The following is a 21,261-nucleotide window of genomic DNA, read 5'->3' on the forward strand; positions in this document are numbered from 1 at the left end:
TCCCGCACTTCTTGCAGGATTTGTCTGACATGTTTGCCAGCATCCGCTGTAGGCCCTGGCGCACAGCAAAACCGAGGCCAAACCGACAGAAGTTATTGGTCGACACGCTCAGACTGGTTGCATGTCCACGCCGCCTGCAGGTCGGAGCCATCATGCATTTTCGTCGCCGGTTTTCGCGCTCGTACCTCCTGGCCTTGCTATGCCTTGCCCTGGGAACACCATTGATACTCTTGACTGCCCCGGCCATGAGCCAGACCAGCGAAGGCAGCGCGGCGAGCAGTGCCGCAGAACACATACCACTGCGACCCGCTGACGCCACGTTTGTCGATAGCGCCGCGCGTGCCAATCTGGCCGAAATCAGGCTCGGGCAACTCATGCTGCAGCGAAGCACAGTGCCCGAGGTGAAATTTTTTGCGCAGCGCATGGTGCAAGAGCACCAGACCAATCTGGATGGACTGAATCAACTGGCTGCCCAAAAGGGTTTCCGCCTACCCGATGATCTGACCGTGGCCGACAAAGAGCTATACGATCGCCTTAGCAAATTGCAGCCCCCACAACTTGAGCATGACTACCTTGGCATTGCCGGCCTGAAGGGGCATCTGGATGCCCAAAAGCTGTTCCAGACGTATTTGAAAGAAGGCAAAGACAAGGATTTGATCAGCTACGCACAGATGACCCTTCCCACAGTAAACGACCACCTGGATATGGCGCGACATTTGCTGGCCAACTCAAAGAGCGAATAACACGCACCGGGATTGCGCTCGTCGGATGGGGAAGACCACCACACGGGTCTCTGAATGATTTCTGATACCATACAGAACGATCGTTCTCATTTACGCTACAACCCACCATCACCCGCCTGTAATGAATGCTGTCATGCCCGCCAGCCGCACACTGGCCGATCCGTTTTATTACCTGAACAATTTCCGGCTGGTGCTGGACTGGGTGGGTGCGCGCTATGACGATCTGTTAAATGATGACGAGCGCACCTTCCTGCGCGGCTTTGCCGCACTGCCTGAAGCTGCACAGGCACTCTTGGTACGCATGGTCATGCGTAAGGGCGTGTTGTTTCGTGCAAGCAAACTTGATTACGCCGAGATTGGTGACACGCGTGACGCGGTTGCACCATTGCTGACTCAAGGCTGGATTACAGCCACGCCCAGGTTTTCAGTCGACCAGTTGTTTGCACTGTTCAACAAGACTGATCTCATCGCACTGACATCCGCTGCACCGCCTGAAATCACCCGCAAACCCGAGCTACTGGCATGGGCTCAAACCCGATACACGCAAGCCTGCTCGTTGCATGAATGGTTACCTGATAGCACCGATACGGTTTACGGGCTTGAAGTCGATGCACTGGCCGAGCGATTGCGTTTGATGTTCTTTGGCAACCTTAGCCAGGATTGGTCCGAATTCGTCCTGACCAATCTAGGCATTTATACCTTCGAACAAGTTGCATTCAGTACCGGCAGCCGGGCGTTTCAGCAACGGGCAGACATCGACACCTATTTGCATCTGGCCCAATGCCGCGATGCGCTGGAACAAGGCACAGCACCACAAGACGTACTGAACAACCTGCCTGGCGTGCGGGAAGACAACCCCTGGCTGGCGCGTCGCCATGCACGGCTCGTATTCCAGATTGCCCAGCAACTGGAACGTTCGGGCCATCTAAAAGAGGCCATACCCCTTTACGCCAGTTGCAGCGCACCAGGTGCACGCCAGCGGCACATCCGGACACTGGAAAAGCTAACGCAAACAGCCGAGGCCTACGCACTGGCACAACTTGCGGAGCAGCATCCGGAAAGCGAAGCGGAATGGCAGCAGATTCAACGCATGTTGCCGCGCTTGCGTCGCGCCCTGGGTCTACCCAAAACCCCGGCCAGTAAAACGGCGCCAACGGAAGAGTGGCATTTGTGCCTGACACAAAGCGCCAGCAGTGTTGAATTGATCACCCGGGACCATCTCTCGACGAATGACGGGCCCGTTGCCTACGTCGAAAACACGCTCTTCAACGCCTTGTTTGGCTTGTTGTGCTGGCCCGCTATTTTCAGTCCGGTGCCCGGTGCGTTTTTTCACCCGTTCCATCACAGCCCGGCTGATCTTGCCAGCGCCGATTTCCAGTCCCGCCGGCAGTCGTCTTTTGACGCGTGCCTGGGCGAAATCGCCAGCGGCACATACCGTCAGACGATCCTGGCGCGCTTTACCGAGAAACAAGGCATCCAGTGCAGTTTCGTAAACTGGGCGACCATCAGCGAACCATTACTGCAACTGGCCTTGCATTGCATTCCAGGAGGGCATCTCACCGCGATCTTTCAACGTCTTCTGGCAGACATCATGACTCACCGTGCGGGGCTGCCGGACCTGATCCGCTTCTGGCCTGCCGAGCAACGCTACCAGCTCATTGAAGTCAAAGGCCCAGGTGATCGCCTGCAAGACAACCAGCTGCGCTGGATGGCTTACTTTGCCGAACACGACATCCCCGTTGCGGTGTGTTACGTCACCTGGTCTGAAACGGCATGAAATACAGCGTGGCGGTACGTGAACTGTGTGAGTTTGTCGCCAAGCGTGGCGATCTGGACTTGCGTTTTACCCCGGCCCCCTCAGCCCAGGAAGGCATTGCCGGTCACCAGACTGTCACGCTGCGCCGCGGAGCAAAGTATCTGACCGAAATCACACTGGCAGGCGAATATGGCCCGCTGCAAGTCCGCGGGCGGGCGGATGGGTACGACCCGACACTCAACCAGCTGGAAGAAATCAAGACACACCGCGGCCGGCTGGAACGCATGCCAGAAAATCACCGGCATCTCCACTGGGCGCAGGCACGCATCTATGGCTGGTTGATGTGCGAGTTACTTGAGCTGCAAACACTTACCGTAGCGCTGGTGTACTACAACCTCACGACAGGGCGTGAAACCACGCTGACCGAAGAACACACTGCCCAATCGCTTAAAGTGTTTTTTGATGAATGTTGCGCCCTGTTCCTGACATGGGCAGAGCAGGAAATGGCGCATCTGGAAGCGCGCAAGAGCGCATTGACCGCGCTGGATTTCCCGCATCCGGATTTTCGCCCAGGCCAGCGCGACCTGGCTGAAACGGTCTACAAAGCCGCCTTTACCGGTCGCGCCTTGCTGGCGCAAGCACCCACCGGCATTGGCAAAACCATGGGCACGCTTTTCCCGCTCCTCAAAACCATGGCAAACGGCAAACTGGACCGGGCATTTTGTCTGGCCGCCAAAACATCTGGCCGCGCGCTCACGCAGGAAAGCCTCCTCAAGCTGCGCCGCAGCGCACCAGGACTGCCTTTGCGCTCACTGGAACTGGTCGCGCGAGACAAAACCTGCGAGCACCCGGACAAATCCTGTCATGGCGATTCCTGTCCGCTAGCCAAAGGCTTTTATGACCGATTGCCGACCGCGCGCGCAGCTGCATTAAAGCGGCTACACATGGATCAATTCACCCTGCGCGAAGTCGCTCTGGACCATCAGGTCTGCCCGTATTACCTCAGTCAGGAAATGGCGCGCTGGGCCGATGTAATCAGTGGCGATTACAACTATTACTTCGACAGCTACGCGCTGCTGTTCAGCCTGACCCAGGCGCGCGACTGGCGGGTTGGTGTACTGACTGACGAAGCACACAACCTGATCGAACGCGCCCGCGCCATGTATACCGGTGAACTGGCGCAATCAACGCTCAAGACACTCAGCAAAAACCCGCCCGCACCCCTAAAAAAATCGTTGCGCAAACTAACCCGCGCCTGGAATGACATTCTCAGCATTCAGTCCGTGCCGTACCTGGTCTATGCCGGCCTGCCAGACAAGCTCGTCATGGCATTGACCACGTTAGTGGCTGATTTCTCCGAGGTACTGGCCGAAGACCCTGACGGCCTGGAGCCGGACATGCTCAATTTTTATTTCGATGCTGTCCATTTTGCGCGGCTGGCTGAAACCTTCGGCCCACACTCCTGGTTTGAAGTGACATTGAGCGGCGAGGGCAGGCACGCCGATTCGGTGCTGCGTTTACGCAATATCGTTCCCGCACCGCACCTGCAACCGCGCTTTCAGTCTGCACAAACGGCCGTGCTTTTTTCTGCCACGCTCAACCCGTTCAGCTTTTATGCCGACACACTGGGCATGCCGAGCGACACCGCACACACCGATATTATTTCGCCATTCCACACCGATCAGCTCACGGTCAACGTCGTCACGGATGTCTCTACCCGGTTTAACGACCGTCGTGCATCCATCGCCCCGATTGCAGACCTGATTGCCCGCCAGTTTGCGGGTCAGCCCGGCAATTATCTGGCCTTTTTCAGCAGTTTTGATTATCTGCAGCAAGTGGAGGAAGCACTGCGCTTGCGCCACCCACACCTGACGGTGTGGCCGCAACAACGACAGATGAGCGAAGGCGCACGCACAGAATTCCTCGCGCGGTTTACCGAAACCGGTCAAGGCATCGGGCTAGCCGTACTGGGCGGCGCATTTGCGGAAGGCATTGATTTGCCTGGCAATCGGTTAATTGGTGCTTTCGTCGCCACGCTTGGCTTGCCTCAGGTCAACCCGGTCAACGAAGAAATGCGCCAGCGGTTAGATGAGCTATTCGGCACCGGCTACGATTACACCTATCTCTTTCCGGGTCTGCAAAAGGTGGTGCAAGCCGCAGGGCGGGTGATCCGCACGTTAGAGGATCGCGGCACGCTGTATCTGATCGATGACCGCTTCGGGCAATCCCGCATACGCCAGCTCCTGCCGGACTGGTGGACCATTCACCACGTCACTTGTCGCGATCGGCAAGTCAAACCCACACACATTGATCGCAATTAAGCGGTGCTTGACAGCAAATTCCAATATATTGGATTATTCCTCCCATAGAAGAGAGGAAATCCATGGACATCAACACGCATCTCGCGGAGCGCATCCGTAATCTGCGCAAAGCCGCAGGCTTGTCGCTTGACGCATTGGCCGACAAAACCGGCGTTAGCCGCTCCATGATTTCGATGATTGAGCGCAACCAGAGCAGTGCCACTGCCGTGGTGCTGGAACGCCTGGCCGCAGGACTGGGTTTGTCGCTGGCGGATCTGTTCAGCGTCAACACCGCCACGAGCGAACCCTTGTTGCGTTACAGCGAGCAACCCGTCTGGCACGACCCGCAGTCAGGCTATACCCGCCGTAATCTCTCGCCCCCAAACGCACATGCAGCACTCCAGATGGTAGAGGTCATCTTTCCGGCCGGCGCGCGTATTGCTTATGAAACCGGCTTGCGGCAGACCCCGGTTCATCAGCAAATCTGGCTACTGGAGGGTGATATGCATATCACCGTCGGCGAGCAGGTTTACATCATGAAGCAGGGCGATTGCCTTGCGTTCGAACTCAATTGCCAGACCGCGTTCCACAATCCAGGCCAGATTGACGCCCGCTATCTCGTCGCCATCCACAACTAAAACAGATCACAAACCATCATGACTTCAAGTGCCGGCGTTACCCAAATCACTGATCTCAGCACCACAGATCTGGAAGATCTCTCCGAAGTGTTGTACGCCTGCGTAGAAGGGGGTGCTTCGGTCAGTTTCATGAGCCCGTTTTCCGCCGAACGCGCTCATGCGTTCTGGCTAGGCATGAGCGCAGACGTCCGCAACGGCAACCGGATTTTTCTGGCCGCCAGAGACGAGGGCGGCCGGATCGTGGGCACCGTCCACGCCATTGTTAATCTGCCTGAAAACCAGCCACACCGCGCCGAAGTCGCCAAGTTGCTGGTGCACCCGCGTGCGCGCAATCAAGGGCTCGCAGCCTCACTGATGCAGACACTGGAGCAACTTTGCGCACGGGCGGGCAAAACGTTGCTGGTTCTGGATACCGTCACCGGTGGCACAGCAGAGCGGCTCTATACAAGAGAGGGGTGGCAAGAGTGCGGCAAGATTCCTGCATTTGCGCTGATGCCGGACGGCAAACCATGCAGTACAACCGTGTTTTACAAGCAGATCAGCGCAACCGTATAACCCAAACGCAAACAAGGAGGCGCAGCCTCCTTGTTTGCGTTCACGCGCCTAATCAGTGATCAAGACGTGATTTACCCGTCCATTGACCCACCGGATGCCCTGCCAATGACGCCGCAAAAACATCGGTATGATGCTGGCCGATCACGTCCTGACACTTGGTCAACTGGGTCTGTTGGTCAACAGAGAGCGGCCCCTGTTTTTGCATAAACAAGAGTGACTCATACAAACGCAGCTGCGTATCGTACTCGGACAGCATGTGGATTTCATCCTTGACCGTTCCGGGCTTGAACACCGCCTCCAGCCTCCACGCGATATCGCTTAGTCGCAAACCATCTGCGAGTAATTCCACAGCAAGATCGCTAAAGGCCCAGCGCTCCGGCAGGTGATGTTCTTGCAAAGCCTGGACCAATGGTGACTGCTGGCCCGATTCCGCCAACTGACCGGTCTGGTTCTGCTTCATGGATGGACCTCCTGGTTGATGCCCCCAGTATGACCAACCCCACCACCAGCCGGACGCGGACAGGTGCGCATCCGGCTGACAGAATCGGCCGACAGCGCACCCTAATCACGCGTGGTCATTGGTACTGCACGCAGATTGAACACCGCAAAGTGCGGCGCCTCGCTCACCCAATGATGCGCCACTTCCCAGCCCGCGTTATGCGCCAGTGCGGTAAAGGCGGAGACCGTGAACTTGTAGGAGTTCTCGGTATGCAAGCGCTCACCGGCCTTGAAGGCAAAAGTATGGCCAGCCGCGTTCACCAACTGATCGATACGACTGACAAGGTGCATTTCCATGCGGCTTTCCTGCGGATTCCATAACGCAAGATGTTCGAATGCATCCAGATTGAAGTCACCACCCAGCTCACGGTTAATCCGCGCCAGTACATTTTTGTTAAAGCGCTCGGTCACCCCCTGGCGATCGTTATAGGCGGCATGCAGCGTGGGCTCGTCTTTAGCCATATCGGCCCCCACGATCAACAGTGCACCATCGCCCAGCAAGCGATGCACCTGCCGCAAGAACGCGACAGCCTGGTGCGGATTGAAGTTGCCAATGGTCGAACCCGGGAAAAAACCGACTTTGTGACTACCATGAACAGCAGAAGGCAGCGCCAGCGCGCGGGTAAAGTCATCCACCAGCGGCGCCAGCGCCAGCCGTGGATAGGCGCGCGCCATACGGGCAGTGGCGCTTTGCAATGCGTCTTCACTGATATCGATGGGGACGTAGGTGGTTACTTGCGGAGCCGCATCCAGCAACAACCGGATTTTGTGGCTGGCACCGCTCCCAAACTCAACCAGTGCAGCGTCGGGCGGGATATCCGCAGCAATTTCTCGTGCAATGGTTTCCAGTAGCGCGGTTTCGGTACGGGTGAGGTAGTACTCCGGCGTATGACAGATAGCCTCAAACAACTCAGACCCAGCCGCGTCGTAGAAATATTTGGGAGAAAGGCTTTTTTCCCGCGCCGACAAACCTGCAATGACATCGGCGGCAAAGCTTTCGTCATTCTCTGCATCGGCCGCCGCATTGACGTCGCGCGCCAGACGCAAGCCGGAGAACATCCAGCGCTTGTCCGGATGAAAGAAATTGCGATAACTCGGGCGCGCATGCCCCAGCGGCGTAATGACTGCGCCGCCACGCAAGGTCATCTGACCGACCATGAATTTGCCGTTATATTCGCCAACTGCACTGCGTTGTGGCTTGAAGCCGGGGTAGGGGCTATAGGCACTTTGTGTCCATTGCCAGACTACATCGTCGCATTGCTCCAGCACGCCGGCACTCGCCGCGAACTCCCACTCGGATTCCGTCGGCAAACGGGCATCAGCCCAGTCAGCAAAGGCAGCGGCCTCGTAATAACTAATATGCTGAACCGGCGCATCCAGATCCACTTGCTGCATGCCCGATAGTGTCATTTGATGCCAGACACCTTCTTTGTTTTCCCAGTACAACGGCGCTTGCCAGCGCTCTGACTGCACCAGTGCCCAACCATCAGAGAGCCAATAGAGCGGGCGGTTGTAGCCACCATCTTCCATAAAGGCGAGCCATTCGCCATTGGTCACAAGACGATCACTGATCTCATAGGGCTGCAGCCAGACCGGATGGCGGGGCAATTCGTTATCAAAACAGAATCCGCCTTGCGCACCGATCTCGACCTTACCACCGCCAAGGCGACGAAAATGGCCACGCCGCCCGGCTTGGGGCATGGGCCACAGCGCGTCATAAGCCGGCTTGAGGCGGGAGCGGGAAAACAGGTTAAGCACATCCATCAGAATGAGTTCCTGATGCTGTTCTTCGTGCGCCAAACCCAGAAGCACCAGTCCATGCAGGTTTTCTGCCTGAACAGACTGCAAGAGTTGCGTCATGTATTCATCAACATGTCCGCGGTAGGCCAGGACCTCTTCCAGCACCGGCCGTGTCAGCAAACCACGCTGAGGGCGGGGGTGGCGATCACCCAGGGCTTCGTAGTAGGAATTGAACAGATAACCGTAATCGGGATCGAATTCCGGGTAGTCCGGCCAATTCGGTTTAAGCAGGAATGTCTCAAAAAACCAGGTCACGTGGGCCAGATGCCATTTGGTCGGGCTGGCATCGGGCATGGCCTGCACCACCATGTCTTCTGGATCCAGCCGGCCGGCCAGCGCCACGGTTCTGGCTCTTGTTTCGCGGTAGCGCGCCAACAGATCACAGGCCGCAGCCTCGTCCTCCCTGACCCACATGCCGTGGGCTTCACTCAAATCGCTCAAAACTGCCATCGCTGCACCTTTGCTGTTGAAGTGGGGCAATGCCGACACAGCTTAGGGTATAGACATTACAGCAACATCGGAGGTGAACTGATTGTCGTGTAGGACCGCCCATCCGGGCGATCAGAAGGCGTGATGTTGGTTCGTCAGAGATGAAATGGGTGCTTGGCGCGGATCTTGTGGGTTTGTTCTGCCACTTGATATTCGATATCGCGCAGGGCAAAACGCGTCATGACTGCTTCAATGGTTTCTCGCTGGGGTTTTTCGCCCAGCGGAAAATCCACAATCCGTCGCAGCGCGATGTCTTCGGGAAATTCGTTCTGGATCACGGCCTCCAGCACCAGAGAGTCCACACGGGCCCACGGCAGGTCAGTGCCGAAATCATAAAAAAAGGTCTTCTCACCAAGCCAGGTTTGATAACGGATATGGAAATGATTCATCGATCATCCTCTGAATTCAAGAGCGCGCAATGATTTCACAAGCAATCAAAAAACGTAAAGACACGCCACAATCGAAAGTGTTCTACCACACAGCATCGACAAGCGGCATGACCAGCGAATGACAACGCGGGCAGCAGCTTGCCGGCACGCGTCAACGGCGTCTGTCAGAGGCGCAAGGGTAGCGCTGCCAGAAAACGCCGACGCGTCAGATCACTTGATTCTAGAAGAGAAATACGTTTATTGCTGCGGCGCAGCAGAGTGATTGACCGCTTCATCCACGTAGTGCACGTAGACATAGAAGATGCCAGACTTCACATCCCCTTCATGCTTGCCACAGGCGCTGTCATAGGTTTCAGAGTCTGGATGATCTTTACAGAACTTCGTGGCTTGATCCATGAATTGCGCCAGTTGATCCTGACTTACGCCGCGCCGGGGTGCATCGACGTGAATGTACGCATTGAGTTCGACCAGACAGGTCAAAGGCGCCTGATCACAGGCATGAAGACGATCCACATACTGGCCGGCAAACACCGGAGCAGCAAGGGACAGGAGCAGGGCACAGAACAGCGCTTTCATCGCGGCCAAACCAGAGCAAAAACCGGCCGTCAGCATAGCACGGCCGGCCCTCTGACAGGCGAGTGCAACGCTCAGTAACCCGCCTTTGCCGCCACCGACGCCACAGCCGCCAACACTGCAGAGGGCTGATCTTGCTGGATGTAATGCCCAGAATTCACTGACTGCACCTGGGCGGCGCCCGTCAGCACCAGCCAGTCTGCTTCTTCCTGATGCACCTGCTGCTCAAAATCACCTTGTTCCATCAGATCAAACCGCGTGCGCACCAGCACCTGCACCGGCTTACCCAAAGCGGGCGTACGGGCAATGCGTTCCAGACATTTCTCCTGGTCATCAAATTCTGGCCGCATGGCTGGTGTAAAAACAGTGAGCCGCATGCCTTTCAACAGCGCTGCCTGCGTGCCAGATTGGGCCTGCATATTGCGCCAGTGATCTGGATGCGTCGCGTCGACCAATACCAGGCCAGCAACTTCATCCGGGTACATCCGGGCATAAACATACTGGTACATACCACCAATGGAATGACCAACCAGCAAATACGGTGGCGGGATCTGCGCGGCACGCAGCAGATCATGCAGCTCGGTCGCGATCGTGCAGGGGTCGCGTGGCGTACTGGCGTGACTACTGGAGCCGTAGCCGGGCCGGTCATAAGCAAACACCCGGTAGTGCGCAGAAAGATCAGGAAAGACCTTGTTCCATGTGCTGCGGTCGTCCCCAAGACCCGCCTGCAGTACGACGGTGGGCTTGCCGCTTCCCGCCACCGTCCAGCCAATCTTGCCACCACCAGACAATGTCTGTTGCCCGCTATCCGGCATGGAAGAACACGCCGCCAAACCCACCGTCACCAGACCCAGCCATACCCGTCGCACCATGATCCACTCCATGTCATTGAGGCAACACCAGTATCGGAAACATGGATGAATCCGCCACCCGGAAACGCCAGGGCGTGATTACGCAGCGACAGGAACAATCCCACCTTCAGGGGAGTTATCGCGCGGATACCGGGTGCTACTATCGGCCGATTCGCTGATATGTCAGCATCATGACCCTTTCCATGCGCACCAAAATCTGGCTCCTGTTTCTCGCTGCCTTGTGGCTAACCCTGCCTGACATGGCTTGCGCCACGCCGGGCGCCACCGGCCAACTGGACGTTGTAACCCACCAGAGCACCGCATGGCGCAAGCGCGATGGCGCGCCAACGGGCGGCCCGCTGATTGCACAAACGCCAGACGGCTGGATGTGGTTTGCCTCTGATGCGCTGTACCGGTTCGATGGCATTCATTTTGAACGCTTGCACTCAGCCTACGGACGTCCATTGCAATCGTCCGCAATTCGCAGCCTCACCGTCATTGGCGACTCTCTCTGGGTTGGATACCTGTTTGGCGGCGCTAGCCGCTTCTCGCCCCATGGCTCACAGGACTACACCAGCAAAGATGGCATGCCGTACGGCACTGTGGCCGACATTGAACAAGGCCCGGATGGCGCCATTTACGCCGCCGCAGGGTATGGATTGGCCCGACTGGACGGGCGCCGCTGGACTCACATCTGGCCAGAGGACAAAGAGCCGCGCCGCGCGCTCGCCATTGCTTCTGACAGTCACAACCGGCTTTGGGTTGAAACCGACTACGGATTGGTTGTGCGCGAGGCGGGCAGTGCGCATTTTTCGGCTCCCATGTCGGGGTTGGCCGGCATGGCCGTCAGCCCCGGCGGCACGTTATGGGCTACTGATCAAAAAACCGGCCGCGCCGTACGGTACGACGACACACAAGGCCGCTTTGTCAGCTTTGATCGTGCTGACAATCCCGGCAACGTACTGGGCGTGTGGTTTCATCGCGACGGCCGCATCATCCTGCAAGATCACGACGGTCTGGGCGTCTACGACCAGACTCTGACCCGGCGCGAACCGCTCACAGTCAAAACACAAGGCGCCAACCTGCAACGCATGATGCGGGTTTTCGAGGATCGCGAAGCCAACCTGTGGCTCGGCACCCGTTCAGGGATCGAACGCATCCGCGCAAACAAGATCACGCAGATCACCCTGCCCGCGAACGTGGCCATGCCCTCAGCCATTGCAGATGCAGACGGGTCAATCTGGGTGCCCAGTGTTTCTTCGTCGCCGCTCTTGCATGTGCAGCCTGATGGCCACTACACCAGCGACAAGGCCATCGACGCCACAGCCGGCACACGCACGCCGGACGGGGCGATCTGGCTGGGCGGACGACATCGACTGTGGCGCCACCTGGGCAACACCTGGCAATCCTGGCCCACACCTGCAGAATGTGCGGGCCGCTGGCCGTTTACGATGACGCCCGCTGGCGACAATGGTGTCTGGCTATCTTTTCTGCAGCGCGGGCTTTATTTGTTCCGTGACGGCAAATGGCTAAAGAAGGGCGGCAATCCCGACATCACCGGCCCCACACCGACAGCGTTGCGCGAGGACGGCCGTCATCGTTTGTGGATTGGCTATCCGGACAACCATATTGGGTTGGTAGATGGCCGCAGTTATCGAACTTTCGGGCCAGAATCCGGCATCAATCCAGGTGTGGTGCTGTCGATTTACGAGCGCAACGGGATCACCTGGGTCGGGCAGGATCATGGGCTTGTGTATTTCCAGAACGACGTACCCCATCACTTGCGCGGCAATGACGGCAAGGAATTCCAGGACACCTTTGGCATTGTGCAGCGGGAAAACGGCGAACTCTGGCTTTTGGGTCATGACGGCCTGACCCGGATTGCCACCGCCGAACTGGAACACGCCATCTCCAATGGCCTCGAAGAAGTCCCGTACGAACGCTTTGACTATGAGCACGGTCTGGAAGGGGAAACCACCGCTTTGCAGGGCAATCCTTCGCTTATCGAAGCGCCGGACGGGCGACTCTGGTATGCCACCGAAGAAGGCATCGGCTGGATTGACCCGGATCACATCGCCCGCAACCCGCTAGCCCCCGCCGTCGAAGTCACCACACTGGTTGTTGGTAACAAACGCTGGTCTGCCGCAACTGCGCCAACCTTGCCCACGGACCCGGCCACGCTGCAAATCAGCTACACCGGACTGAGCCAGCGCATTCCCGAACGCATGCATTTCAAATATCGGCTGGAAGGCGTCGATCAAAACTGGGTCGATGCCGGAGCGCGGCGTGAAGCTTTCTATACTAACCTGCCACCCGGACGTTACCGGTTTGAGATCATTGCCGCCAACGAAGACAACGTATGGAACACCACGGGTGCCAGCGCACAGTTTGAAGTGCCGCCCACCTTCCTGGAAACACGGCTTTTTCGTGGTCTTTGCCTGCTGGCGCTACTCGCTGCGCTCTGCGCGCTCTACCTGTGGCGGGTACGGCAAATTTCCGAGCGGGTACGTGAACGAACAGAAGTACGCATAGCGGAACGCGAACGCATCGCACGCGGTCTGCACGATACACTTTTGCAAAGCATGCAAGGCACCATCCTGCGGTTTCAGGCGCTGCGCCAGCGACTTGAGCCGCGGCTGGCCGATGAATTTGAACACGTCCTCCAGCAAGCAGACGCAGCCATGGCCGAAGGGCGTGACCGGGTCATGGATCTGCGTAGCGCCGCAGAATGTCCGGAAGACCTGCCCGGCGTGTTATTACAGCTGGGCGAGGCCATGGCATCCGTCCATGAGCTACCGTTCAACCTGAGCATGACCGGCAGCAGTTATCTGAGGCTACTACCCACTTTGCGCAGCGAGGGCTACGCTATCGTGCGCGAGGCGCTGATCAATGCTTTCAACCATGCTGATGCCACCCAAATACAGCTGGATATTCACTTTGGTGACACTGCACTGGGTTTTGCGGTGCGCGACAACGGCAAGGGCATCGACGCGACAACGGTAGTTCACGGTCGCCCGGGGCACTGGGGATTACAAGGCATGCGCGAACGCGCCTCACAACTGGGAGGCAGTCTTGAGATCCGCTGCCCCATCACCGGCGGCACAGAAATTGCGCTGACGATCCCCGCGCAACTGGCCTATGTCAAACCACCCCGGCAACTCAACTGGCGCGCATTATTTCAGCGTCCGGCAGCCACAACGCCAACCGAACGCACCACACAAGACTGATCGTCACGAATCAGGCTCACCCAATAGAGGCAGCACCTGACCATTCCGTTTCCCGAGGTTGTAAAAGCCGGCCAATCGTATCGTTACGACATGATTCGCCCAACAAACAACCCAAGGAGAAACCTCATGAATGACAGCCAGCAACCCGATCAACCCATGAATCGCCGCAGCCTGCTCAAGTCAGGCGCCGGTGCGGCCGGTGCGATGGCCGCAGCAGTGATGCTTCCCGGCACCACTCTGGCGGCCACCCAAACGCATAGCCATGCCAACGGCAACACCCGCAACCACGACAGCTTTGTCACCACCAAAGATGGCGCACGCATTTTTTACAAGGATTGGGGCAGCGGCCAGCCGGTTGTGTTTTCACACGGCTGGCCACTGTGCGCAGACGCCTGGGACCCGCAAATGCTGTTTCTGGTACAGCATGGTTTCCGCGTCATCGCCCACGATCGCCGTGGCCATGGCCGCTCCTCCCAAACCGCCAATGGCAACGACATGGACACCTACGCGGATGATCTTGCCGCCGTCATGGATGCACTGGACCTGAAAAACACGGTGATGGTTGGGCACTCCACCGGCGGTGGCGAAGTAGCGCATTACATTGGTCGGCACGGCAGCAAACGCGTTGCCAAGGCCGTACTGATTGGTGCCGTACCGCCCATCATGCTCAAAACCGCCAACAACCCGGAAGGCACGCCACTCGCCGTATTCGACGGCATTCGTACCGGCGTGGCAGAAAACCGCTCCCAGTTCTACAAAGACCTCGCAGTGCCGTTCTTTGGTTTCAATCGCCCGAACGCCAAGGTATCGCAAGGTCTGGTCGACGAATTCTGGCGAGAGGGCATGGAAGGCTCGGCACTGTCTCAGTACCTGTGCATCAAACAGTTTTCTGAGGTCGATTACACCGAAGATCTCAAGCGGATCGATGTGCCCACACTGATTGTGCACGGCGACGACGACCAGATCGTGCCCATTGCCGCGTCCGCGCAAAAATCAGCCAGGCTGGTCAAGAACGCGACACTGAAGATCTACGTCGGCGCACCGCACGGCCTGTGCGCTACTGAAGTCGACAAAATCAACGCAGACCTGCTGGCTTTTATCAAAGCCTGATACGGTCAATTGCATCACAACAACCGGGCTATATGCCCGGTTTTTTATACCTCGCCCATACAAAACATCCATACAAAAAAAGCCCTCACGAAGAGGGCCAAATGACGGCAGAACACAGTAACGGGAAGAAGGGCCGGCACCAATCAGGCACGACGGCCTGATTCAAACAAAAACCACGTGCGACGCTCGGCCTCGTCAATCCACACTTCCAGCAAACTGGCTGTGGCCACATCACCATACTCATCACACAACGCATGCGTGGCACGCATGTGATTGGCAAACGTCAGATTGTCTTCGCGCAGTTCAGCCAGCATGTCATCTGGCGTGACGTAATCGGCGTCGTTGTCCAGCACACGTTGAATGCGCTTGATATGACCCGTAGAGCGCAACGTGGTGCCTCCAATTTTACGAACACGCTCGGCCAGCGGATCGGTCATGGCAAAAATCTGGTCAGCCTGTTCATCCAGCAACAAGTGATAGTCCCGAAAGTAGGGGCCTGACATGTGCCAGTGATAGTTTTTGGTTTTGAGATACAGCGCAAAAGTATCGGCCAGCAGCACGTTCAGTTCTGCGGAAATATCGCGAACTGCTTCTTTGCTGATGGCAGCAGGGGTCTTGAGTTGCGCGAGCCGATGCTCGGCAAGACGACTTGCGTCAGTCATGGCGTACTCCAGTCGGGTGAGGGCAAGGCTGGCACAACGCCAGCCTGAAACCCGGCCTGCAGGATCCCCACAAGGCCTGTCATCACTGTAATGACGGCACCGCATGGTGCGATCAGCTATCCGCGGCGCTCGTCACTACCCCGATCGAGTCATTTTGCAGCGATCAGAACCCGGCATAAGAACTGGCCAGCAGTCCTCGGTCCCGCGCAATGGCTGCCGCCTGGGTTCGGGAATCAGCCTGCAGTTTGTCCAGAATGGCAGCGACATGCGTCTTGGTCGTACCGACTGAAATCCCCAACGAAGAGGCGATTTCCTTGTTGCAGTTGCCACTGGCCAGCAAGGTCAACACGTCTTGCTCTCGTGCCGTTAGCGACTCACGCGATAATGAATCAGCCAACCGTTGCGATAGCGCATCGCTGATATAACGCTGCCCTCGGGCAAGTTTGCGGACGCAGTCTTGCAAGCTGCGCGCATCGCAATCCAGCAGCAAATAGCCATGCGCACCCAGATCCAGCGCATTGCGCACCTCCCACTCGCGGTCACGCGCAGTAAGCAGCAGCACGCGCGGGGCGCTGACAGGGTAGCGCGAGCCCCCGCGCAGCCGGCGCAAAAAGACACTGGCCGTGTCGTAATCCCCCACAATCACGTCCACATCGGTAAAACGGGCACTTTCGATGGCCTCCGGCCCGTACACGGCAACGGCAATATCGCTGGCATTGGCCAGCAACCCCTGAATGCCACAGGCAATGAGTGGATTACGATGCACCACCGCAAGCTGGCACCTTGTATCTGACGTCATGATGTTTCTCCTGGCCGGTTCATTGAGTCTCAGATCAACATTGATCACGCCCCGTCTGGATCCACACCTTGCCGCCGGCCTCTTTTGCTTTGAATGCGATACGGTCGGCCCGGACATCCAGGGCACACCCGCAACGATACCCGTCGCAATTTTCCGCTTGATCCGCGATATGTAGCCGGGTGGCATGCCTCTTTTGGGTAACTTTGACATGCCTCTGCACAGATCATGCCAATGGATGATCTCGCCCACCCCGGAAGAGGTAGTTCCGTACGCATCAAGTTATTGATCTGACTGACACAATCGCGAGCTAAGGTAGGTATTTAACGCGTGTGCGGGTATTCGCCTGTGCCGCCTTACTTCCCCACATGGGGATCAACCTGCTGGAGACCGTAACATGAGCACGTTTACCACGCGCGACGGCGTCGAGATCTATTACAAAGACTGGGGCCACGGCCAACCGGTCGTGTTCTGCCATGGCTGGCCGCTGAATTCGGACAGCTGGGAATCGCAAATGATTTTTCTGGGCCTGCACGGGTACCGGGTCATTGCCCACGACCGCCGCGGACATGGCCGCTCCAGCCAGCCATGGGATGGCAACGACATGGATCACTACGCAGATGATCTGGCAGAGCTCCTTGATCGCCTTGATGTCACCAACGCCGTGTTGTTCGGTTTCTCGACCGGCGGCGGCGAAGTAGCCCGTTATATCGGTCGTCATGGCACTAAACGTGTTGCCAAAGCAGGTTTGATCTCCGCCGTCACCCCGCTCATGCTCAAAACCGACACCAACCCGGGTGGTACGCCACTGGAAGTCTTCGATAGCTTCCGTGCAGCCCAACTGGCCGATCGCGCCCAGTTTTACCGCGACATTCCTTCCGGCCCGTTCTTTGGCTTCAATCGTGCTGGCGCCAAGGTATCGCAAGGCATGATTGAAAGCTGGTGGGTACAGGGCATGATGGGTGGCCACAAAAATACCTACGACAGCATCAAGGCATTTTCCGAAACCGATTTCCGCGACGACTTGAAGAAATTCACCATTCCGACATTGATCGTGCATGGCGACGACGATCAGGTCGTGCCGATCGACGCCGCCGGCCGTGCTGCCGCCAAACTGATCCCGCACGCTCAGTTGCTGGTATATGAAGGCGCACCGCACGGTCTGACCGACACGCATAAAGAGCGCCTGAACAACGACATTCTTGATTTCATCCGCGGCTAACCTGCGCATAAACCCCCAAAGGCCCGCAGAGTGCGGGCCTTTTTTTACCGGTCACCGGCTACAACGGCTTTAGTGAAGTCGCTTGTTGCCAGGCAGGCGGTCGATCAACCCCGGCAGATCTTCAGACTCATGGTCAAGCAGGCCGCGCGACTGGGCGATCAGCACAGCCTGCGTACGCGTGGCGGCACCAAGCTTGGTCAAGATGGCGGAAATTCTTGAGCGCACCGTGGTGGGAGAGGTACCCAATTGCTGGGCAATTACCTTGTTGGGTGCGCCGGTCGCCATAATGCTCAAGACCTCGCGCTCACGCGGGGTAAGTTCATCAGTCAGCAGACCATCCAGCAAACGTTGCGACACCGCATCTGCCAGCACGCGCTTGCCCGCAGCAAGCGCATAAATGGCCGACAGCAGCGTTTCGCGTGTGCAATCGGTCAGCAAATAACCATGAACTCCACAGGAAACGGCACCACAGATCTCGTACTCGCGTTCTTGTGGCGCGACGACCAGCAAGCGTGGCGCAGCCTCCGGGTAGCGTGAGCCACCACTAAGCCGCCGGGCAAAACCACATGCGGTTTGCGCATCAGACACCAGCACATCAACCTGCGCAAACGACATCGCCAATACATCACCATGTGACAGGGGAATCGGGTTCAGCATGGGCACTTGCGCCAGCATGCGCAGCACACCGGCCGCCACCAGCGCAACCGGGTGCGCCACCACCACATTAAGCGGACTATGGCGAATCATGACGCACCCCGACGATCTGACTGAGACAAAGCCTGACTGGCGTATAACCGGCGCATCCGGCACGAAACCGGACACCCCACCTGTGACGGATGATATTTCTGCATGAACGGAGCTTATTGCGAACCGGCAGGGCGCGAATCCCCCTGCGCCGTTAACTGCAGATAGCTCTTTTGGGTAAGTCTTTTCAACGCAAAACGACGCGCCCACACCTGGCATCGACTGACCAGTCGCCCGGCCCGGCGATCAGCAGCGAGCCAAAAGCGATCAACAGCAGCCAGCCAAACTGGCCCTGAGCCAGACTCCAGTCAGGATGCACAGCCAGCATGGCTACCAACAGCAGGATGACAACAGGCAGCACAGCCAGCCGCGTCAACACACCCAGCATGATAGCTGGCGGACAGATGACCTCAACAAAAAGGGCAAACCAGAGCGAGAACTGCCGCCCCAGGCTGAATGGATCTTCGATCTCCTGCAGTTGCGCCGTGTAATGCGCAAATTTGGGCCAGCCATGCACCGCAAGCAGGAGCAAGCTGGCACTGATACGCAGAAACAAAAGCCCGGCGTTTACGCTGGATCGGCTGGAAGCAAAATATGAGCTGAACCTGTTCATGACCAGACTCCGGCCAACACATAGCCAACCGTCATGGCCACCACCAGCAAAGCGCCAATGGGCGAGGGCGGTGCCGGCGAGGGAATATCCAGCCAGCGACACAACATGCCGACCGCCAGTGCCAGCACCATACCCACCAGGAGCGTCATCATGGCTGACTCTCCCGCCGCGCAGCACGGCGGATATCGTGGCCACCGCTCAGATGCTTGTGTTGTGCCGGATGCCGGGCCAGGTAGCGATCAACCAGCCAGTACCCAAAACTCATCATGAACACCAGCAACGCACCGGTCAGCACGGGTGGCGAAGGGACGGGAATATGCACCAACTGGCAAACAGCGCCCACGAAGAAAGAGAGCGCCAGTCCCGCCAGCACTTTGATATTGACCATAAACACCTCTTAGAACGCGAAGCAGGAGCAGCCGAAGGCGCCCCAAAAACCGGTGAAGTCCGAGACCGGAACATGAGATCGCCGCGCGACATCATGACTGTGATGATGCACCGCGCAGGGCCCGCCACACTGATGCGCCAGGGCGGACTGCGTCTGCGGCCGCACCGGGTTGTAGTGGCCCGGCACACGCTTGACGGGTGACCAGTCCGGCATGACAGGCAGATCTGCCGGCGCCAGCGAGCCAAACTCATCTGCGCCATAGACCACCTGACCATTCACCAGCGTCAGCACCGACTCGATGGTTTTAATGCGCTCTTGCGGGACACTGAAAAAGTCCTCGCTCAGCACCGCCAGATCGGCAAACTGACCGGCCTTGATCTGCCCCTTTTTGCCACTCTCGTTGGAGAACCAGGTGCCGCCTTGAGTCCACAACGCCAATGCTTCATCACGCGACAACCGGTTCGCCTCGTCGTACAACTGCAATCCGCCCACGGTACGGCCGCTCACCAGCCAGTACAGCGCAGTCCAGGGGTTGTAACTGGCGACACGGGTTGCATCGGTACCCGCGGCAACTGGCACACCGTTTTGCAACATCTGCCGTACAGGGGGTGTCTGTTTTGCGGCGGCAGCACCATAACGATCAGCAAAATATTCGCCCTGAAAAGCCATTCGATGTTGAATGGCAATGCCGCCACCGAGCGCTTTGACGCGCTCGATATTGCGCTCAGAAATAGTCTCGGCGTGATCGAAAAACCAACGCAGTCCCGCAAACGGAATATCTCGATTGACGCGCTCAAATACATCCAGCATGCGGCTGATCGATTCGTCGTAAGTGGCATGTAGCCGAAACGGCCAGCGCTGGCCAACCAGATGTCGCACCACGCGCTCTAGCTCGGGCTCCATTTCTGGCGCCAGTTCCGGACGCGCTTCCAGAAAATCTTCAAAGTCTGCCGCAGAAAAAACCAGCATTTCGCCTGCGCCATTCACCCGCAAAAAGTCATCCCCCGCACCGGGCGAGGTCATGCTGGTCCAGCGCGCGAAGTCCTCCAGCTCTTCCCCCTTCTTCTGGGTGAAGAGGTTATAAGCGATGCGCACCGTTAATTGACCCTCTGCGGCCAATTGCTGCACGACGGCATAGTCGTCCGGGTAATTCTGGAACCCGCCACCAGCATCAATGGCGCTGGTGAGCCCCAAGCGGTTCAGTTCGCGCATGAAATGGCGGGTGGAGTTGATTTGATACGCCAGCGGCAGCTTCGGGCCTTTGGCGAGCGACGCATACAAAATCATGGCATTGGGGCGCGCGATCAGCATGCCGGTCGGATTGCCGCTAGCGTCTCGCTGGATTTCTCCACCGGGCGGGTTGGGCGTGTCTTTGGTGTAACCCACAGCGCGCAAGGCTGCCTGATTGAGCAGGGCGCGGTCATACAAATGCAGAATGAATACCGGGGTATCTGGCGCGGCGGCGTTGATTTCATCCAGCGTCGGCATCCGGCGCTCGGCAAACTGGAACTCAGTCCAGCCACCGACCACCCGCACCCATTGCGGCGCAGGCGTCACTTCAGCCTGTGCCTTGAGCATGCGCAGTGCATCAGCCAGCGAAGGAACGCCTTCCCACCGCAGCTCCAGGTTGTAATTGAGCCCGCCGCGGATCAAATGCAGGTGCGAGTCATTCAGCCCTGGCACCACAGTGCGACCTCGCAGATCGATCACGCGGGTTTGATCATCCCGATAGCGCATGACTTCGATATCCGAACCCACCGCCAGAAAACGCCCGTCTGCCACAGCAAGTGCACTGGCGATGGGGTTGGCAGAATCAACGGTGTGGATGGCACCGTTATGCAGAATCAGTGCTGCGGACATGCTTTTTCTCCAGAAGACCCAAGCCGACTTTGAACACCATGGCAAAA

20 protein-coding genes are annotated in these 21,261 nt (G+C 57.8%); 8 read left to right on the top strand and 12 right to left on the bottom strand.

Features of this window, described 5'->3' with window-relative positions; all coding sequences use genetic code 11:
- Positions 1–152 precede the first annotated feature (152 nt).
- The 5 genes from IEX44_RS01010 to IEX44_RS01030 all read left to right on the top strand — a co-directional run bounded on the left by IEX44_RS01010 (position 153) and on the right by IEX44_RS01030 (position 5,992).
- Entirely contained in the window at positions 153–743 is a 591-nt protein-coding gene (locus IEX44_RS01010) for a DUF4142 domain-containing protein (protein ID WP_188687818.1), read from the top strand.
- A gap of 133 nt (positions 744–876) precedes the next feature.
- Positions 877–2,520 (top strand): VRR-NUC domain-containing protein, encoded by a 1,644-nt coding sequence (locus IEX44_RS01015; protein ID WP_188687820.1) that lies wholly within the window; start codon positions 877–879, stop codon positions 2,518–2,520.
- A complete protein-coding gene (locus IEX44_RS01020) occupies positions 2,517–4,820 on the top strand; it encodes an ATP-dependent DNA helicase (RefSeq protein ID WP_188687822.1) in 2,304 nt (767 codons plus the stop codon). Before IEX44_RS01015 ends, IEX44_RS01020 begins: the two co-directional genes overlap by 4 nt.
- Before the next feature lie 62 nt (positions 4,821–4,882).
- Positions 4,883–5,437 carry a helix-turn-helix domain-containing protein gene (locus tag IEX44_RS01025; protein ID WP_188687824.1) on the top strand — a complete coding sequence of 185 codons (555 nt, stop codon included), beginning with the start codon at positions 4,883–4,885 and terminating at the stop codon, positions 5,435–5,437.
- An 18-nt stretch (positions 5,438–5,455) separates the two neighbouring features.
- Complete coding sequence (locus IEX44_RS01030) at positions 5,456–5,992, top strand: GNAT family N-acetyltransferase (RefSeq protein ID WP_188687825.1); 537 nt, start codon at positions 5,456–5,458, stop codon at positions 5,990–5,992.
- Between the two features lie 52 nt (positions 5,993–6,044).
- Here the strand turns inward: IEX44_RS01030 and IEX44_RS01035 are convergent, their stop codons facing one another.
- The 5 genes from IEX44_RS01035 to IEX44_RS01055 form a co-directional block, all read right to left on the bottom strand.
- Complete coding sequence (locus IEX44_RS01035; RefSeq protein WP_188687828.1) at positions 6,045–6,452, bottom strand: hypothetical protein; 408 nt, start codon at positions 6,450–6,452, stop codon at positions 6,045–6,047.
- A 101-nt stretch (positions 6,453–6,553) separates the two neighbouring features.
- Positions 6,554–8,740, bottom strand: coding sequence for an ergothioneine biosynthesis protein EgtB (egtB, locus tag IEX44_RS01040; RefSeq protein WP_229678676.1), 2,187 nt, complete (start codon positions 8,738–8,740; stop codon positions 6,554–6,556).
- Positions 8,741–8,874: 134 nt separating this feature from the next.
- Positions 8,875–9,168 (bottom strand): hypothetical protein, encoded by a 294-nt coding sequence (locus tag IEX44_RS01045; protein ID WP_188687830.1) that lies wholly within the window; start codon positions 9,166–9,168, stop codon positions 8,875–8,877.
- 237 nt (positions 9,169–9,405) lie between these two features.
- Positions 9,406–9,744, bottom strand: coding sequence for a hypothetical protein (locus IEX44_RS01050; protein WP_188687832.1), 339 nt, complete (start codon positions 9,742–9,744; stop codon positions 9,406–9,408).
- A gap of 71 nt (positions 9,745–9,815) precedes the next feature.
- On the bottom strand, positions 9,816–10,613 hold the full coding sequence (locus IEX44_RS01055) for an alpha/beta fold hydrolase (RefSeq protein WP_188687834.1): 798 nt from the start codon (positions 10,611–10,613) through the stop codon (positions 9,816–9,818).
- Positions 10,614–10,783: 170 nt separating this feature from the next.
- Here IEX44_RS01055 and IEX44_RS01060 point away from each other — a divergent pair, with 170 nt between their 5' ends.
- A complete protein-coding gene (locus IEX44_RS01060; protein ID WP_229678677.1) occupies positions 10,784–13,819 on the top strand; it encodes a sensor histidine kinase in 3,036 nt (1,011 codons plus the stop codon).
- Positions 13,820–13,945: 126 nt separating this feature from the next.
- The gene (locus IEX44_RS01065) at positions 13,946–14,929 is read left to right on the top strand and encodes an alpha/beta fold hydrolase (RefSeq protein ID WP_229678678.1); all 984 of its coding nucleotides are present in this window, start codon (positions 13,946–13,948) and stop codon (positions 14,927–14,929) included.
- Between the two features lie 143 nt (positions 14,930–15,072).
- Here IEX44_RS01065 and IEX44_RS01070 read toward each other — a convergent pair whose 3' ends face one another.
- Positions 15,073–15,591: a Dps family protein gene (locus tag IEX44_RS01070; protein ID WP_188687838.1), complete on the bottom strand. Its 519-nt coding sequence runs from the start codon at positions 15,589–15,591 to the stop codon at positions 15,073–15,075.
- A 163-nt stretch (positions 15,592–15,754) separates the two neighbouring features.
- Positions 15,755–16,390, bottom strand: a complete 636-nt coding sequence (locus IEX44_RS01075) for a LuxR C-terminal-related transcriptional regulator (protein WP_188687840.1) — start codon at positions 16,388–16,390, stop codon at positions 15,755–15,757.
- 394 nt (positions 16,391–16,784) lie between these two features.
- Between IEX44_RS01075 and IEX44_RS01080 the strand changes: the two genes are divergently transcribed.
- Positions 16,785–17,609, top strand: a complete 825-nt coding sequence (locus IEX44_RS01080) for an alpha/beta fold hydrolase (protein WP_188687842.1) — start codon at positions 16,785–16,787, stop codon at positions 17,607–17,609.
- A gap of 69 nt (positions 17,610–17,678) precedes the next feature.
- Here the strand turns inward: IEX44_RS01080 and IEX44_RS01085 are convergent, their stop codons facing one another.
- From IEX44_RS01085 to IEX44_RS01105, 5 genes are all read right to left on the bottom strand, one after another.
- Positions 17,679–18,356: a response regulator transcription factor gene (locus tag IEX44_RS01085; protein ID WP_188687844.1), complete on the bottom strand. Its 678-nt coding sequence runs from the start codon at positions 18,354–18,356 to the stop codon at positions 17,679–17,681.
- 184 nt (positions 18,357–18,540) lie between these two features.
- Positions 18,541–18,966 (bottom strand): DoxX family protein, encoded by a 426-nt coding sequence (locus IEX44_RS01090; protein ID WP_188687846.1) that lies wholly within the window; start codon positions 18,964–18,966, stop codon positions 18,541–18,543.
- Positions 18,963–19,118, bottom strand: coding sequence for a XapX domain-containing protein (locus IEX44_RS01095; protein WP_188687847.1), 156 nt, complete (start codon positions 19,116–19,118; stop codon positions 18,963–18,965). The genes IEX44_RS01090 and IEX44_RS01095 overlap by 4 nt, the downstream gene beginning before the upstream one ends.
- On the bottom strand, positions 19,115–19,354 hold the full coding sequence (locus IEX44_RS01100; RefSeq protein WP_188687849.1) for a DUF1427 family protein: 240 nt from the start codon (positions 19,352–19,354) through the stop codon (positions 19,115–19,117). Before IEX44_RS01100 ends, IEX44_RS01095 begins: the two co-directional genes overlap by 4 nt.
- 9 nt (positions 19,355–19,363) lie before the next feature.
- Complete coding sequence (locus IEX44_RS01105) at positions 19,364–21,214, bottom strand: amidohydrolase (protein ID WP_188687851.1); 1,851 nt, start codon at positions 21,212–21,214, stop codon at positions 19,364–19,366.
- Positions 21,215–21,261 lie beyond the last annotated feature (47 nt).

Origin of the sequence: Silvimonas amylolytica, from assembly GCF_014645555.1 — a bacterium.
In the GTDB taxonomy this organism is placed as follows: Bacteria; Pseudomonadota; Gammaproteobacteria; order Burkholderiales; family Chitinibacteraceae; genus Silvimonas; species Silvimonas amylolytica.